The organism is Bradyrhizobium sp. NP1 (assembly GCF_030378205.1).
Classification (GTDB): Bacteria; Pseudomonadota; Alphaproteobacteria; order Rhizobiales; family Xanthobacteraceae; genus Bradyrhizobium.
In genome coordinates this window covers 1,357,788-1,372,733 of sequence record NZ_CP127385.1, presented here as the reverse complement: position 1 = coordinate 1,372,733, position 14,946 = coordinate 1,357,788, and the positions used below count along the sequence as shown (strand labels likewise).

14 protein-coding genes are annotated in these 14,946 nt (G+C 66.1%); 5 read left to right on the top strand and 9 right to left on the bottom strand.

The window, feature by feature from the left end:
- Positions 1-123: 123 nt before the first annotated feature.
- A complete protein-coding gene (locus QOU61_RS06535) occupies positions 124-1,572 on the top strand; it encodes a glutamate synthase subunit beta (protein ID WP_289657298.1) in 1,449 nt (482 codons plus the stop codon).
- Positions 1,573-1,712: 140 nt separating this feature from the next.
- Here QOU61_RS06535 and QOU61_RS06530 read toward each other — a convergent pair whose 3' ends face one another.
- Positions 1,713-3,452 (bottom strand): outer membrane beta-barrel protein, encoded by a 1,740-nt coding sequence (locus QOU61_RS06530; RefSeq protein ID WP_289657297.1) that lies wholly within the window; start codon positions 3,450-3,452, stop codon positions 1,713-1,715.
- A 194-nt stretch (positions 3,453-3,646) separates the two neighbouring features.
- Between QOU61_RS06530 and QOU61_RS06525 the strand changes: the two genes are divergently transcribed.
- Positions 3,647-4,657, top strand: a complete 1,011-nt coding sequence (locus tag QOU61_RS06525; RefSeq protein ID WP_289657296.1) for a KpsF/GutQ family sugar-phosphate isomerase — start codon at positions 3,647-3,649, stop codon at positions 4,655-4,657.
- Positions 4,658-4,793: 136 nt separating this feature from the next.
- On the opposite strand, the gene QOU61_RS06520 is transcribed toward QOU61_RS06525, so the two are convergent.
- The gene (locus tag QOU61_RS06520) at positions 4,794-5,333 is read right to left on the bottom strand and encodes a carboxymuconolactone decarboxylase family protein (RefSeq protein ID WP_289657295.1); all 540 of its coding nucleotides are present in this window, start codon (positions 5,331-5,333) and stop codon (positions 4,794-4,796) included.
- A gap of 72 nt (positions 5,334-5,405) precedes the next feature.
- Between QOU61_RS06520 and QOU61_RS06515 the strand changes: the two genes are divergently transcribed.
- The gene (locus tag QOU61_RS06515) at positions 5,406-5,741 is read left to right on the top strand and encodes a winged helix-turn-helix transcriptional regulator (protein WP_289657294.1); all 336 of its coding nucleotides are present in this window, start codon (positions 5,406-5,408) and stop codon (positions 5,739-5,741) included.
- A gap of 77 nt (positions 5,742-5,818) precedes the next feature.
- Here the strand turns inward: QOU61_RS06515 and QOU61_RS06510 are convergent, their stop codons facing one another.
- From QOU61_RS06510 to hemH, 4 genes are all read right to left on the bottom strand, one after another.
- Positions 5,819-6,265 carry an NfeD family protein gene (locus tag QOU61_RS06510; protein ID WP_289657293.1) on the bottom strand — a complete coding sequence of 149 codons (447 nt, stop codon included), beginning with the start codon at positions 6,263-6,265 and terminating at the stop codon, positions 5,819-5,821.
- 19 nt (positions 6,266-6,284) lie between these two features.
- Positions 6,285-7,277: an SPFH domain-containing protein gene (locus tag QOU61_RS06505; protein ID WP_289657292.1), complete on the bottom strand. Its 993-nt coding sequence runs from the start codon at positions 7,275-7,277 to the stop codon at positions 6,285-6,287.
- Between the two features lie 194 nt (positions 7,278-7,471).
- The gene (locus QOU61_RS06500) at positions 7,472-8,464 is read right to left on the bottom strand and encodes an ABC transporter substrate-binding protein (RefSeq protein ID WP_289657291.1); all 993 of its coding nucleotides are present in this window, start codon (positions 8,462-8,464) and stop codon (positions 7,472-7,474) included.
- An 11-nt stretch (positions 8,465-8,475) separates the two neighbouring features.
- Entirely contained in the window at positions 8,476-9,513 is a 1,038-nt protein-coding gene (gene hemH / locus QOU61_RS06495) for a ferrochelatase (RefSeq protein ID WP_289657290.1), read from the bottom strand.
- A gap of 85 nt (positions 9,514-9,598) precedes the next feature.
- Here hemH and QOU61_RS06490 point away from each other — a divergent pair, with 85 nt between their 5' ends.
- On the top strand, positions 9,599-9,997 hold the full coding sequence (locus QOU61_RS06490; protein ID WP_289657289.1) for an MAPEG family protein: 399 nt from the start codon (positions 9,599-9,601) through the stop codon (positions 9,995-9,997).
- A gap of 181 nt (positions 9,998-10,178) precedes the next feature.
- Here QOU61_RS06490 and QOU61_RS06485 read toward each other — a convergent pair whose 3' ends face one another.
- From QOU61_RS06485 to QOU61_RS06475, 3 genes are read right to left on the bottom strand one after another with little or no spacing between them, the layout of a single operon-like run.
- Positions 10,179-11,336, bottom strand: a complete 1,158-nt coding sequence (locus QOU61_RS06485) for a nickel/cobalt transporter (protein WP_502876892.1) — start codon at positions 11,334-11,336, stop codon at positions 10,179-10,181.
- Positions 11,333-11,974: a DUF1007 family protein gene (locus QOU61_RS06480; protein WP_289657288.1), complete on the bottom strand. Its 642-nt coding sequence runs from the start codon at positions 11,972-11,974 to the stop codon at positions 11,333-11,335. The genes QOU61_RS06485 and QOU61_RS06480 overlap by 4 nt, the downstream gene beginning before the upstream one ends.
- A gap of 1 nt (position 11,975) precedes the next feature.
- Entirely contained in the window at positions 11,976-14,066 is a 2,091-nt protein-coding gene (locus tag QOU61_RS06475; RefSeq protein ID WP_289657287.1) for a M3 family metallopeptidase, read from the bottom strand.
- 132 nt (positions 14,067-14,198) lie between these two features.
- Here QOU61_RS06475 and QOU61_RS06470 point away from each other — a divergent pair, with 132 nt between their 5' ends.
- Positions 14,199-14,459: a hypothetical protein gene (locus QOU61_RS06470; RefSeq protein ID WP_289657286.1), complete on the top strand. Its 261-nt coding sequence runs from the start codon at positions 14,199-14,201 to the stop codon at positions 14,457-14,459.
- Positions 14,460-14,946: the final 487 nt, after the last annotated feature.

Sequence of the window (14,946 nt, the reverse complement as noted above, 5' to 3'; positions counted from 1 at the left end):
TCGTTGCGAGCGCAGCGAAGCAATCTGGAAAATTCTCAGGGACAGATGGATTGCTTCGTCGCTCACGCTCCTCGCAATGACGGGTGAACAGAGACGAACAGAGATGCAGGGGCATCGAGCTTAATGGGCAAGGTCACGGGTTTTCTCGAAATCGAACGGCACGACCGCAAGTACATGCCGGTCGCCGATCGCCTGAAGCACTTCCACGAATTCGTCATTCCGCTTTCGGAGAAGGAAACGCGCGACCAGGCCGCGCGCTGCATGAACTGCGGCATCCCCTATTGCCACGGCACCGGCTCGGTCGCGCCGGGCACGCCGGGCTGCCCGGTCAACAACCAGATCCCCGACTTCAACGACCTCGTCTATCAGGGCAACTGGGAAGAGGCCGCGCGCAACCTGCACTCGACCAACAATTTCCCCGAATTCACCGGGCGCATCTGCCCCGCGCCGTGCGAGGCGTCCTGCACGCTCAACATCGACGACAACCCGGTCACCATCAAGACCATCGAATGCGCGATCATCGATCGCGCCTGGGAGAACGGCTGGGTCCGGCCGGAGCCGCCGGCGGAGAAGACCGGCAAGAAGGTCGCGGTGATCGGCTCGGGGCCCGCGGGGCTCGCCTGCGCGCAGCAGCTCGCACGCGCCGGCCACGAGGTGCATGTGTTCGAGAAGTTCGCCAAGGCCGGCGGGCTTTTGCGCTACGGCATCCCCGACTTCAAGATGGAGAAGCACTATATCGATCGCCGCATCGCGCAGATGGAGGCCGAGGGCGTGGTGTTCCACTACGGCGCCCATGTCGGCGCCGCAGGCTCTGTCGATCCGCGCGCGCTGCTCAACGAGTATGACGCGCTGGCGCTGACCGGCGGCGCCGAGGCGCCGCGCGATCTCGTGATTCCCGGCCGGGAGCTTTCCGGCATCGATTTCGCGATGGATTTCCTGCCGCAGCAGAACCGCCGGGTCGGCGACGAGCCGTTCACCGATCCCGAAATCCTCGCCACCGGCAGGCATGTGGTGGTGATCGGCGGCGGCGACACCGGAAGCGACTGCATCGGCACTTCGTTTCGGCAGGGCGCGAAGTCCGTGACCCAGCTCGAGATCATGCCGGCGCCGCCCGAGCACGAGGACAAGGGGCTGACCTGGCCGAACTGGCCCTTGAAGATGCGGACCTCGTCGAGCCAGGCCGAAGGCGCCAAGCGCGACTTCGCGGTGCTGACGCAGAAGTTTTCAGGTGCGGACGGCAAGGTCGCAAAGCTGCATTGCGTGCGGGTCGACGACAAGTTCAAGCCGCTTGCCGGCACCGAATTCGCGCTCGACGCCGAGCTCGTGCTGCTCGCGATGGGTTTCGTGCATCCGGTGCATGAGGGCCTCTTGAAGACGCTCGCCATCGACCTCGACCAGCGCGGCAACGTCAAGGCCAACACGCTCGACTACCAGACCTCGCGGCCGAACGTGTTCTCGGCCGGCGACATGCGGCGCGGTCAATCGCTGGTGGTCTGGGCGATCCGCGAGGGCCGGCTCTGCGCCCGCTCGATCGACACCTTCCTGATGGGGAATACGGATCTGCCGCGGTAGGGCATTCCTGTTAGCTGTCATCGCCCGCGAAAGCGGGCGATCCAATATTCCAGAGAGACTTGATTGAACCGCAAGCGCCGCGGCGTACTGGATACCCCGCATGCGCGGGGTATGACATTGGCGTGCGCGGCAGCGCCGCCCTAATTCTGCACCCGCACGCCCAGCATCACGACCGTCGACGTCGAGCTCGACAGCGGGACGTTGGAATCGAGGATGTCGCGGCGCAGCGTGCCCTTGATCCAGAGGTTGCGGTTCAGCTTGTAGATCAGGTCGCCCTCGACCGAGTAGGTCTTGTCCCTGCGGATGTCGCCCTGGTAGTCGTAGGTGCCGTAGGTGAACTTGCCGATGCCGGTGAGCCAGCGGCGGAAGTCGTGGTCAACCTCGAAGGTGTAGGTGTGCACCAGCACGCCCGCGGTCAGCGGCAGCGTGGTCTCCGCGATCTGCGTATCCGAATAGAACTTTGCGGTCGTCAGCGGCGTCGCGCTCCAGATCAGCGACGCTGAGGTCAAGAGGCCCTCAAGCCGGTTCAGCCTGGGGTCGACATAGTTGCGCGCGGCGTAGCCGATCGACACTTCGCCGATCAGCAGCCGCGTGAACTCGAACGATGAACCCGCCTTGGCATAGCCGCCGGTCGAATCGCGCTGAAAGCCGTTGCGGTCGAACTGTTGGTCATGCACGCGGTTGTCGCCCTCGACTTCCGCGAACGGCTTCAAGCCCGGCATGACCTCGTAGGACACCCGCCCCACCCCGCCATATTGGGTGAAGTTGCGGTCGTCGTTGGACGACGTGGTGCCGTCGGTGAGTTTCGAGAAGGTGTAATCGGTGCGGTCGACGGTGGCGCCGGCGGAAACCTGCAGGCGATTGAACGTCTGGTCGAAGCCGGCGGTGGCGCCGACCGTGGTGTAGATCGGATATCTCGCCAGGCCCGCCTGCACGTTGGGGCTGCCGGGATTGTCGGTCGACACACGCAGGCGAAGCTGCGCCAGGAGCCGGGTATCGCGCGTGACGTCGAGCCGGCCGTCGACATGGCCGGTGAAGTCAGGCCGGTCGAGATTGGTCGGCGACGGCGACGCCCCGCCGTCGATCGACGACGGCAGCGTGCCGCCATAGCCGGTGAAGGAGCCGCGCAGGTCGGCAACGACAGCGTGGCGCTCCCAATCGGACACCGCGAGGAATTCCGGCGCCACCACATAGAGCGGCAGGCCGCGCTGCTCGGGCAGGCGGCCGGGATTGGTGTCGTAGCCGCCGGACAGTTCGACCGCGGACTTGACCAGGAAAGGTCCGACATAGTCGCCGACCGCGCCGAACGGATCGTCGTCGAGCTTGAGCCGCTTGCGCGGCGGCTGGCCGACCACGGTGCCGGCCATCGCCGCCGGCAGCGGCGTCTTGCTCGCGCTCTCCGAGGGCGGGATCGACAGCCGCAACTCGCCCACGGCATTGCGCGGCGGCGCGGGCGGCGGCGGCGTGCCGGGGCCCGGCGGTGGCTTCGGCTTCGCCTGGGCGGGATAATATTTCGGCTGCTTGCGCCTGCGGTTGAGCGAGTCGTAGCCCGAGTCCTTGGCGCCGCTCGCGGCCGGCAGCCCATAGGTCGGCACCTGGCCGATGCGCGAGGGCGCGGGCTGATCCTTGCGGCGCTGGGTGTCGGCATCCGCATCGGCCGCCGGGTCGGTCGCGGTGCCGGTCGTCGTGCCGTCAGCGGTCTTGCGCAGCGGCAGGTCGCGCGGCGACACGAAGCTGCCGCGCACCGGGTTGAACAGGTCCGACGTCACGGTCTGGGCGCGGGCAGAGGTCGCGGCGAACGCGGTCAGCGCAAGGCAAGCGAAGGCAGCGCGGGCAATATGCGCCCGCTCTTGACGGCCCTCGGCTGGCCCCGACGTCAAGACAGAAAAACTCCAACAAATTCAATTTCTTGTTCGAACGGTTCCCGCCGTGGCGAAAAACGTCGTTAATGGAGTTAAAACAATTATGGTTAATGAGCCGTTGAGGGCCGCTTCCCCGCATCGCCTCGTCAGCCCCGCCGTGCTATTGAGCCGGCCCGGGTCGCCTGACACGCGCCCGCCCCCTGGAACCAGACATGACAAGCCCGAAACCGCTGATGACCCAATCATCCAGCCTTTCACCCGCTGACTCCGCCGTGCAATCGGCGCTGCGCACGCTCGATGCCGGCAGTATCGGCATGGCGGCGCTCTCCGCCGCGCTGCGGGGCCCGCTGGGCGCACCGTTTGCCGAGGCGGTCGAACTGATCCGGCAGGCCAAGGGCCGTGTCATCGTCACGGGGCTCGGCAAGTCCGGCCATATCGGCCGCAAGGTCGCGGCAACGCTCGCCTCGACCGGTACACCCGCATTCTTCGTGCACGCCGCAGAAGCAAGCCATGGCGACCTTGGCATGATCACGGCCGATGACGTGATCGTGGCGCTGTCATGGTCCGGCGAGCAGCCGGAGATGAAAAACCTCGTCAATTATTCGGCGCGCTTTGCGATCCCCATGATTGCGGTCACCTCGAACGCGGAATCCTCGCTGGGAACGGCCGCGCGGATCGTGCTGGAGTTGCCGAAAGTGCGCGAGGCCTGCCCGCACAATCTGGCGCCGACCACGTCCACGCTGATGCAGGCCGCAATCGGCGACGCGCTGGCGATTGCTCTTTTGGAAGGCCGCGGCTTCACCGCGCTCGAGTTCGCGAACTTCCACCCCGGCGGCAAGCTCGGCGCGATGCTCAAGCACACCCGCGACTTCATGCATACGGGCGGCGCCGTGCCGCTGAAGCCCTTGGGTACCAGGATGTCCGAAGCGGTACTCGAAATGTCGGCCAAGGGTTTCGGCTGCGTCGCGATCGTCGACGCGCGCGGCCATGTCGCGGGCATCATCACCGATGGCGATCTACGGCGGCACATGCGCCCCGATCTGATGGACGCGCTGGTCGACGAGATCATGACCAGGACGCCGAAGACCATCTCCAGCAATTCGCTCGCGAGCGAAGCGCTGAAGCTGATGTCGTCGAAGATCAGCACGCTGATCGTCACCGATGCCGGCAAGCCGGTCGGCATCCTGCATCTGCACGACCTGCTGCGCGCCGGCGTGGCATAGCGGCTCCCGCCGTCATTGCGAGCCTGCAGGGTGGGCAAAGGCGCGCCAGCGCCGTGCTCACCCTCACAAGCGAACTCGTGAAGGTGGGCACGCTGACGCTTTGCCCACCCTACGATTCTGCAGCCGGGAATGACGGTCAGGACGGAAACCGCGCCGCCTTCTCCTCCAATGACAGCGCCAGCCCATTCGCCAGATACGACACGGTGCGGTAAAAGCCGCACAGCACCATGATCTCCAAAATCTGGTCGGCGTCATAATACGCCGACAGCGCCGCGAACTCGGCATCACCGAGGGTCGCGCGGTGATGCAGCGCATCGACCGCGGCCAGCAGCGCCTGCTCGGCCGCCGACCAGCAGGGCGCGTCCGCCGGCCCGAGCACCGTGGCGCGCACCTGCGCCTCGGTGAGCTCCGCGGCATCAGCGAAGAACGCGACATGCACGCCCCATTCATATTCGCATTTGTTCAACGCGCAGGTGCGGTCGATCACAATCTCGCGTTCGCGCAAGGGAAGCGGACCGCGGTCTAGCAGGCTGCCGGCACGGAATTTCTCCCAGGCCCGCGCGTGGCCCGCCATGACGCGAAACAGCATCAGGGGCGGTGCGCCGCGCATGATGCGGTCGAACTGGGCCTGGACGTCGGCGGGGTAAGGCGGTTCGAGCGGCGCGATCCGTGACATCGTGAACTCCTTATGCTACAGATATTGTAGCACTACGCTACAACTTCTGTAGCAAAGCGCAAGGGCCCTCCGATGCCGAATTCCTCCCCCGCCCCAACCCGGCGCCGTGTCCACGGCTCGCGCAGCGGGCGGCCGATCATGGCGCTGCTCGATATTCTGGGACGGCGCTGGAGCCTGCGCATTCTCTGGGAGCTGCGCGAGGCGCCACTCACCTCGCGCGCCCTGCGGGAGGCCTGCGATGACGCCTCGCCGACCAGCCTGCAGGCCCGGCTCGACGATCTGCGCGAGGCGGGTTTTGTCGGACTTGGCGAGGACGGCTATGCGCTGACGCCGCTCGGGCGCGAGCTGCTCGCGACCTTCCTGCCGCTGCATCGTTTTGCCGAGCGCTGGCGGCGACACGAGAATTGAAGCCGCGCTTCACCTCTCCCCTTGTGGGAGAGGGAGCCCGCCGGAGTTGATAGCGAGCTTCGCGAATCCCGATCAACCTAGGCCGCCGCGACCGTCAGGCTGGCGCCGTCGGCGCGGACGATCTTCACACGGCTGCCGGCCGGCGCATCGGGCCCGGCGACGCGCCAGACCGTGTCATCGATCCGGACCGTACCCGATCCATCGATGATCGGCTTTTCCAGCGTGAAGACGCGGCCGACAAGCGCCTCGGCACGGCGATTGAGGAACGGGCTGTTGGCCTGCGCGGTCCGATCGGTGCGGGCGAGACGCCGCCACACCGGCACGGCCGCAGCGGCAAACACCGCGAACATCAAGAGCTGCACCTGCCACGACGGGCTGATCGCGAACGACACCAGCCCCACGAGCACGGCGGCGAGCCCGAGCCAGAACAGGAAGACGCCGGGCGCGACCAGCTCCAGCGCCATCAGCACCAGGCCGAAGATCAGCCAGTTCCAGGTGCCCAGGGTGACGAACATGTCGGTCATGACACGATCCTCGAAATCATTACGGCGTGACCGGCGGCGGGCTGCCGGCCGGCGGCACCGAGGTGGGGCGGCGCGCGGCGGCCAGCGCGGAGGCCGCACTCTCGCCGAAGGTGGCTTTGGCGATCTCGCCGATGCCGGCGAGCGACGACAGCAGGCTCATGGCTTCGATCGGCAGCATGATCACCTTCTGGTTCGGCGCGTCGGCAAGCTGGCCGAACGCCTTGATGTACTTGTCGGCGATGAAGTAGTTGAGCGCCGCGACGTCGCCCTTGGCGATCGCTTCCGACACCATCTGCGTCGCCTTGGCCTCGGCCTCCGCCGAGCGCTCGCGCGCTTCCGCATCGCGGAACGCGGCCTCGCGGCGGCCCTCGGCCTGCAGGATCTGGCTCTGCTTGGCGCCTTCCGCGCGCAGGATATCAGACTGCCGCTGGCCTTCCGCCTGCAGGATGTCGGCGCGCTTGACGCGCTCGGCCTTCATCTGGCGGCCCATCGCCTCGACGAGATCGGCCGGCGGCACGATATCCTTGATCTCGATGCGGTTGACCTTGACGCCCCAGGGCGACACCGCGGCGTCGACCACGCGCAGCAGGCGCTCGTTGATCTCGTCGCGGTGCGACAGCACCTGGTCGAGGTCCATCGAGCCCATCACCGAGCGGATATTGGTCATGGTCAGCACCGTGATCGCGTTCTCGAGATTGGTGACCTCGTAGCTCGCCTTCGCCGCCTCGAACACCTGGAAGAAGGCGACGCCGTCCACCGTGACGCTGGCGTTGTCCTTGGTGATCACCTCCTGCTCGGGAATGGCGATCACCTGCTCCATCATGTTCATCTTGCGCCCGACGCGATCGAAATAGGGCACGATCAGGCTGAGCCCCGGCGACAGCGTGCGGGTATATTTGCCGAAACGCTCGATGGTCCAATCATAGCCTTGCGGCACGGTCTTGATGCCGGCGAACAGCGTGACAATGACGAGCAGAACGAATGCGATCGCGAAAAGATCGAAACCAGTCATAAATCCTCCAGTGCCAGCAAAAGCCGCTGCCGCGTGCCATCAATGGGTCGACAAGACCGTTGCGCCGGTTCACCCGGTCATTGCAGCAACCAAATACGTATGTACGGCTTTAGCGCGTTCCAGATGGCGGCCGTGTGAACGAGCCAAGTGGCTTGTCCGTTTGGGGAAAATCGCCGCGTTAACCAGGGTGAATATTATTCAATGACCTCGTCTGCGGTTGCGAGCAGCGATGGCCCGATCGTGACGCCGAGCGCGCGGGCGGTCTTGAGGTTGATGGCAAGCTCGAACTTGGTCGGGTTCTGCACCGGAAGCTCGCCTGCCTTCGCACCCTTGAGGATGCGATCGATATAGCCCGCGGCGCGGCGGAGCAGATCGTTGCTGTCGGTGCCGTAGGACATCAACCCGCCGTCGTCGACGAAGGCGCGACTCCAGTAGACGGCAGGCACGCCGGCCTTCGCGGCGGCGGCCAGGATCGAGGCGCGGTTCGAGAAGGTGAAGAAATCCGGCAGCACGAGCAGCGCGGCATTCCTTTCCATCGCCAGCGAGGCGACCGTCGCCGCGATCGCGGGCCCATCGGCGACCGGCGCCTGGCGCAGCGTCACCGCAAGCGAGGCGGCGGAAGCTTCGAGCGCCCGCAGCATGAGATCGGCAAACGGCGCGGTGGCGGGATTGTAGATCGCGGTCACGCGGGACGCGGGCGGCGTGACCTGCGTCAGCATGCCCAGCCATTTGCCGGCCATCGGGCCATCATAGTCGGTGAAGCCCGTGACGTTGCCGCCGGGACGCGACAGGCCATGGACAAGGCCCTGGCCGACCGGATCCGTGACAACGGTAAAGACGATCGGGATGGTCGCGGTTCGCTGCTTAAGCTCCGCCACGCAGGGCGTGCCGATCGCGAGCAGCACGTCGGGCGCGAGCGCGACCAGTTCGTCGGCGAAGCGTGCGATCAGCGTCGTATCGCTGCCGCCGTTGCGCCACTCGGTCCGCAGGTTGCCGCCCTCCTCCCAGCCGAGCGCCGCCAGCGCCTCGCTCAAGGCAGCGGGGCGCGCCTCCACGACCGGCTCGCCGGCCGCCGAGATCGAGAGCACGCCGAGGCGGCGCGGGCCTTCACGCAGGCCTTGCGCCCGCGCGGCAAGGGGGAAGACAGCCGCACCACCCAGAAGAGCCAGAAGCTCCCGTCGCTGCATGAGGATTCCCGTCAGATCCAGCCCTGCAGCTCGCGCAGCACGAGGCGGCGGATCACCTCCATGCCGCCGTCGCTGTCGTTGAGGCAGGGGATCGCGGCGAACTGCTCGCCGCCATTATGCTTGAAGATCTCGGCGTTCTCCTGCGCGATCTCCTCCAGCGTCTCCAGGCAGTCGGCGGCGAAGCCGGGCGTGATGACCGCGATGCGACGCACGCCATCCCTGGCGAGCCCGGCAATGGTCGCGTCCGTATAGGGCTTGAGCCACTCGTCGGTGCCGAAGCGGGACTGGAACGTCAGAAGCAGCTGCCCGGCATCGAGGCCGAGCTGCCGCCGCAGGCTGTCTGAGGTCGCAACGCATTGCGCGTAATAGGGATCGCCCTTGTCGACATAGTCCTGCGGCATGCCGTGGAACGAGGCCACGATCTTCTCGGGCTTGAAAGGAAGCGTGGCGAGATACGAATTGATCGAGGCGGCGAGCGCCTCGATATAGGCGGGATCGTCGTAGTAAGGCGGGGTTACCCGCAAGGTGGGCTGCGCACGCAGGGCCGCGAGCACGCGAAACACCTCGTCGCAGACCGTTGCCGACGTCGACGCCGAATATTGCGGATAGAGCGGCACCGCCAAAAGCCCCGTGCAGCCCTGGTCCGCCAGCGCCGCGATGCGTTCGCGGATCGAGGGGTTGCCGTAGCGCATCGCCCAGTCGACCACGACGTGCGGATATGACGACAGCGCCGCTGCAAGCTTTTGCGCCTGCGCGCGCGTGATCGTCTTCAGCGGCGACTCGTTCTTTTCGGTGTTCCATATTTTCAGGTAATCCCGCGCCTTGATGGGCGGGCGCCTGCGCAGGATGATGCCGTTGAGCACGAGCTTCCAGACGAGGCCCTGCTTCTCGATCACGCGCGGATCGGAGAGGAACTCCCTCAGGTAGACCCGCACGCCGTTCGCATCGGCGGTGTCGGGCGTGCCGAGATTGACCAGCAGCACGCCGACGCGCTCGAGGTTCGCTCGCGGCAGCGCACTGGTGTTGTCGATCGGGACGGCGACGGACATGGCGAGGCTGGATTCGCGCGTTGCGCCATCCTTGTCAAGGCAAGGCCGCCTTCGCTACTGTCTGACCGGGACGGTGAGGAGGAACATGACGGTCGCCGAATGGTGCGTCTTCGGGGCGCTCTTGCTCAGCCTGTTGACGATCGCCCCGATCAAATGGATCGGGTTTCGCCGCTTCGACAACGCGCGGCCGCGCGATCCCGCCTTCTATGAGGGCCCGATCGCCTCGCGGGCGCTGGGCGCGCACCAGAACGGCATCGAGGCCTTTCCGTTCTTCGCCGCCGCCGTGCTGCTGGCCGAATTCCGCCTTTGCCCGCAGCGGCTGGTCGACGAGCTCTCGATCCTGTTCCTGATCGTGCGGGTGGCCTACGTCTTCACCTATATCGGCAATCGCCCGACGCTGCGGTCGATCCTGTGGAGCCTCGGCTTCGCCATCAACGTCGCGATCTTCTTCATGCCGGCGCTGCAGCGCTTTCTGCCGAGCTAGTGGAGTGGATTTGACATTCGCTACCCATCCAGCCGCGAATCCCGCAAGCGAATGTCAAATCCAAAACTCCACTAGAATCCTATATTTGCTAGTGGTCCTTTGACGCCAACATTCGCAAACGTGCCTGCTGCAAAGGGGATACGAATGTTGGCGTCGGACCACTAGAAGGCGTTCCGGCAAGCTAGAAACAGGTCGTCCGCTCGGCCGCGATGTAGCCGAGCAGGAGCCCGACGCCGAACAGCAGCACGAGGCCGGCGGCGGCGAATTCGATGCCGCGCATGAACAGCGCGCCATTGCCCTCGCCGGCCGCGCTCAGCCGCCGCGCGATATCCTTCGCGGTCACCGCCATCACCGCGATGGTCGCCACCGTGATCGCGGTCCCCAGCCCCATCAGGAAGGTCGCGGCGATGCCGGCCCAGAACAGGCCCTGCGCCAGCGAAAACACCAGCACCAGGATCGCGCCCGAGCACGGCCGCAGCCCCCCTGCGACGATCGCACCCAGTCCCCGCTGCCAGCCGCCGGGGCCCTCGAGCTCGCTCGGCATCGGCCCATGGGAATGGCCGCAATGGGCGTCATGAACATGGGCGCCGCCATGGTCGTGGCCATGGTGATCGTGGTGATGATCATGGCCATGGTGATGATGGCCGTGGCCGTGGCCGTGGTCATGATCGTGGTGGTGATCATGGCCGTGATCGAAATGATGCTGCTCGTGGTCGTGATGATGCCCGGCGACCGCGAGCGCCGGCATCGCCGGGGCCGGCAATACCGGCTTGACCCGCAGCGCGCGGATCAGGCCGCTGCCCTTGCTCCACACCAGCCGCGCGCCGAACGCCGCGATCAGGGCATAGCTTGCGATCTCGATCGCCTTCTCAGCCGAGCACATCGTTTTCGCGGTGACGTTCAGGAGCCAGGCGCCGACAGCGACGATGACGACCGCGACCAGCGACTGCAGCAGCGCGGAGGCTAGCGACAGCACCATCCCGCGCCGCGCGCTCTCCTGGTTCGCAATCAGATAGGAGGAGATCACCGCCTTGCCGTGGCCGGGTCCGGCGGCATGGAAGATGCCATAGGCAAAGGAGATCAGAAGCAGCGTCCATACCGCCGAGCCGTCGGACTTCGCGGCGCGTATGGTTGCGGACATCTCCCGGTAGAACGCCGACTGCTTGGCGAGCAGCCAGCCGACGATGCCGCCGACCGCGGGCTCCGGCGCCGCCTTCGGCGCGCCGAACGGCGCCTGCGCCATCAGCAGATGCGTCGCTGCGTCGCAGGCCACGATGACGGCCAGCAGCGCAAGCACCGCCGCCAGCGCGCGGGTGGAAAGCATGGCGCGTGACATCATGGGCAATCCACCGTGATCTTGTTGGCGAACATGGCGCCGAAATTGGCGTTGGCGCCGCCATCGAGGAAAGTCTGCTCGTTCATCGCCTGGGCGCTGGCGGTGCCGTCATTCGGACGCTGCAGCTGCATCTGGCAGGCCGACGGCGCGCCGGCGAGCCGGACCGGGTCCTTGTCCGCCATCTTGAAGTCGATGAAGAAGGAGGGATCGAACACTTCCAGCACGAGCTGCTTCGGCTTCACCGGCGCCTTCAGCGGCAGGGTGAAGTGCAGCGTGAGCTGGCCCTTGTCGTAGTCGAGGAAATAGTCGACCGGCTCCTGGAATTTCTGCTTCTTGCCGTCCGCCTTGAAGAAGGTGAAGTAGGCGAATTCCTTCAGCGACTCGACATTGGTCTGCGCGAGCGAGCTGAGCTCCTCGCGGCTATAGGCGCCCTTCGTCTTGGCCTCGATGCCCTGCAGCGCATAGGTCGCGAACATGTCGTCGAAGGTCCAGGCGTGACGCACGCCCGTGATCGAGCCGTCGGGCGCGTAGAGCACCTCGCTGGTCGCCGTGATCCAGACATGCGGATGCGCCTGCGCCGCGCCGGCGCCAAGCAACAGAAGCAGCGCGAGGCCGACCAGCCGGCAGAGCGCGGCGCGCACCTTAAGCCGCCTCCGGCATGTCGACGAGGCCGCGGCGGCGCAGCAGCGCGTCGGCCTCCGGCTCCCGGCCACGGAAGGCGACATAGGCCTCCTCCGGATCGACCGAGCCGCCGGTGGAATAGATGTCGTCGTGCAGCCGTTTGGCGGTGGCGGGATCGAAGATGTCGCCGGCCTCCTCGAACGCGCCGAAGGCGTCGGCGTCCATCACCTCCGACCACATGTAGCTGTAATAGCCCGCCGCGTAGTGGTCGCCGGAGAAGATGTGGCCGAACTGGGTCGGCCGGTGCCGCAGCACGATCTCGGCGGGCATGCCGATCTTCTCGAGCTCCGCCTTCTCGAAGGCGCCGACGTCGTGGCTGGCGGCCGCCGGCTGGGTGTGGAATTCGAGGTCGACCAGCGCGGAGGCGACGAACTCCACCGTGGCAAAGCCCTGGTTGAATTTTCGCGCGGCCAGGAACCGCTGCAGCAAGTCCTCCGGCAGCGGCTCCCCGGTCTGGTAGTGCCGGGCGAAACGCTGCAGCACCTCGGGGCGCTCCTGCCAGTGCTCATAGAGCTGCGAGGGCAGCTCGACGAAATCGGTGAACACGCTGGTGCCCGACAGCGAGGGATAGGTGACGTTCGACAGCATGCCGTGCAGGCCGTGGCCGAACTCGTGGAACAGGGTGCGGGCTTCGTCCGGCGACAGCAGCGACGGCTGGCCCTCGGCGCCTTTCGCGAAATTGCAGACATTGATGATGAGCGGCGTGATCTCGCCGTCGAGCGTCTGCTGGTCGCGCAGCGAGGTCATCCAGGCGCCGGAGCGCTTCGAGGGCCTGGCGAAGTAGTCGCCATAGAACAGCGCCTTGTGGCGCCCGGCCGCGTCCCTGACCTCCCAGACCCGGACGTCCGGATGCCAGACCGGAATGTCCTTGCGCTCGGCGAAGGTGATGCCGAACAGGCGGGTGGCGCAGTCGAAGGCGGCCGCGATCATCTGGTCGAGCGAGAGGTAGGGCTTGATGGCGGCATCGTCGAAATTGGCCTTGGCCTGCCGCAGCTTCTCGGCGTAGTAGCGCCAGTCCCAGGGGCTGAGCGCAAAATTGCCGCCCTCCTCCGCGATCAGCGCCTGCAGGGCGTCGCGGTCGGCGAGCGCGCGCTTCCGCGCCGGCTTCCAGACCCGCTCCAGGAGGCCGCGCACCGCCTCCGGCGTCTTGGCCATGGAATCTTCCAGGCGGTAGGCGGCATAGGTCGGATAGCCCAGCAGCCTCGCGCTCTCCTCGCGGAGCTGCAGGATCTCGACGATCACGGCGTTGTTGTCGTTGGCGTTGGCGTTATTGCCGCGGGCGATGAAGGCCTTGAACACCTTCTCCCGCAGGTCGCGCCGGGCCGAGCTCTGCAGGAACGGCTCGACCGAGGAGCGGGACAGCGTGACGATCGCCTTGCCGGCCATGCCGCGCTCTTCTGCCGCAGCCCTGGCGGCGGCGACGAAGCTGTCGGACAGCCCGGCGCGATCGTCCTCGCCAAGCTCGAGATACCATTCCTGCTCGTCGCCGAGCAGATGGTGGCTGAAGGTGGTGCCGAGCTGGGCCAGCCGCTCGTTGATCTCGGCCATCCGCTTCTTGGCCTCGTCCGAGAGGCCGGCGCCGGCGCGGTGGAAGCGCGTATAGGTGCGCTGGAGCAGGCGCATCTGCTCGCCCGTCAGCGTCAGGCTGGCGCGGTTGTCATGGAGCATGGCGATGCGGCCAAACAGCACGGCGTTCATCAGGATGGGGTTCCAGTGCCGCGCCATCCGCAACGAGATCTCCTTGTCGATGGCGAGGATCTCGGGGTTGGAGTGGGCGGAGACCAGGTCGTAGAACACGGCCGAGACCTTGTTCAGCAGCTTGCCCGAGCGCTCCAGCGCCGTGATGGTGTTGGCGAAGTCCGGCGCCGACGGGTCATGGGTGATCGCGGCGATCTCGGCGGCGTGGTCGGCGAAGGCCTGCTCGAAGGCCGGGATGAAGTGCTCCGGCCTGATATCGGCGAAGGGCGGCGCCTGATGCGGCGTCTCCCACGCGAGCAGGAGCGGGTTGGCCTGCGGCTCCGGCGGAGCCGTGGCGTCGAGGTTTTCAGACATCGCAAAAATCCCGATTTCGTCCCAATTTGATGCGCTAAATCATAGCACGCGATAGGGCTTTTTTGCGCCTTTTGCGCTTGCTGACGCGGGCCTTTTCGGAGAGATTGCGGCCCTCAAACAGGACCCCTTGCCATGAACGCACAGAGCTCCCCCACCACCTCGCGCGAGATCGTCTGGCCGAGCGTCGTCACGGTGATCAGCGCCGCCATCCTGATCGGCGCCGAGGTGTTCGGCGCGGCGTTTGCCGGCGGCTGGGCGCTCGCGATTCTGTTCGGGCTCGACGACACCGGCGCCCACATCCTGCAGGCGGTGCTGTTTGCGATCGGCGTGTTCGTGATGGTGACCTTCATCCGCGCCGCGCAGCGCATCGAGCCGTTCACCAAACGCAGCTAGTGGCGCTGTGCAAGAAGCCGCTGTGCCGCAGGCATAACTTGCTTACGCTTTCTTAACGCCTGTTCATCTTCGAGAACCGCTCGCGCGCCTTTCGCAAGCTCGCGTTAGGCAATTTCGTCCTCAGCCTAAAAAAATTGTTGCGAAGCAGAGTCAAAAAGCTTATTTGCACTCTTGCCCAATTTCGCACGTGCCTGTGGTCGTGTGTCAGTCGGTAGGTATCCGGACAAGAGGCCGGACAGCCGCCAAGGGGATGAAGAACCGAGGGTCGCTTAGGACCGAGACCTCACGAGGTCGACGACTTAAGAGGCCAGCATCTCTCTCAAGAGATGCCGCTGAAGGTCTCTCCGCTCCTTGCAACCGTGACTGGCAGCCGGAGGCGAACCGGCGCACCCCGCTCTCCACGGGGGACGCGACTTAAAGCAACGACGGATCGGGCTTTTTTGGTCTCTACCGGCATTCCACCGCCGGCGCGGGCTACTGAAAAGGC

Excerpts from the sequence above, each read along its gene's own strand:
- QOU61_RS06535 (WP_289657298.1), top strand. The coding sequence starts at position 124 with ATGGGCAAGGTCACGGGTTTTCTCGAAATCGAACGGCACGACCGCAAG.
- QOU61_RS06525 (WP_289657296.1), top strand. The coding sequence starts at position 3,647 with ATGACAAGCCCGAAACCGCTGATGACCCAATCATCCAGCCTTTCACCC.
- QOU61_RS06520 (WP_289657295.1), bottom strand. The coding sequence starts at position 5,333 with ATGTCACGGATCGCGCCGCTCGAACCGCCTTACCCCGCCGACGTCCAG.
- QOU61_RS06515 (WP_289657294.1), top strand. The coding sequence starts at position 5,406 with ATGCCGAATTCCTCCCCCGCCCCAACCCGGCGCCGTGTCCACGGCTCG.
- QOU61_RS06510 (WP_289657293.1), bottom strand. The coding sequence starts at position 6,265 with ATGACCGACATGTTCGTCACCCTGGGCACCTGGAACTGGCTGATCTTC.
- QOU61_RS06505 (WP_289657292.1), bottom strand. The coding sequence starts at position 7,277 with ATGACTGGTTTCGATCTTTTCGCGATCGCATTCGTTCTGCTCGTCATT.
- QOU61_RS06500 (WP_289657291.1), bottom strand. The coding sequence starts at position 8,464 with ATGCAGCGACGGGAGCTTCTGGCTCTTCTGGGTGGTGCGGCTGTCTTC.
- hemH (WP_289657290.1), bottom strand. The coding sequence starts at position 9,513 with ATGTCCGTCGCCGTCCCGATCGACAACACCAGTGCGCTGCCGCGAGCG.
- QOU61_RS06490 (WP_289657289.1), top strand. The coding sequence starts at position 9,599 with ATGACGGTCGCCGAATGGTGCGTCTTCGGGGCGCTCTTGCTCAGCCTG.
- QOU61_RS06485 (WP_502876892.1), bottom strand. The coding sequence starts at position 11,336 with ATGATGTCACGCGCCATGCTTTCCACCCGCGCGCTGGCGGCGGTGCTT.
- QOU61_RS06475 (WP_289657287.1), bottom strand. The coding sequence starts at position 14,066 with ATGTCTGAAAACCTCGACGCCACGGCTCCGCCGGAGCCGCAGGCCAAC.
- QOU61_RS06470 (WP_289657286.1), top strand. The coding sequence starts at position 14,199 with ATGAACGCACAGAGCTCCCCCACCACCTCGCGCGAGATCGTCTGGCCG.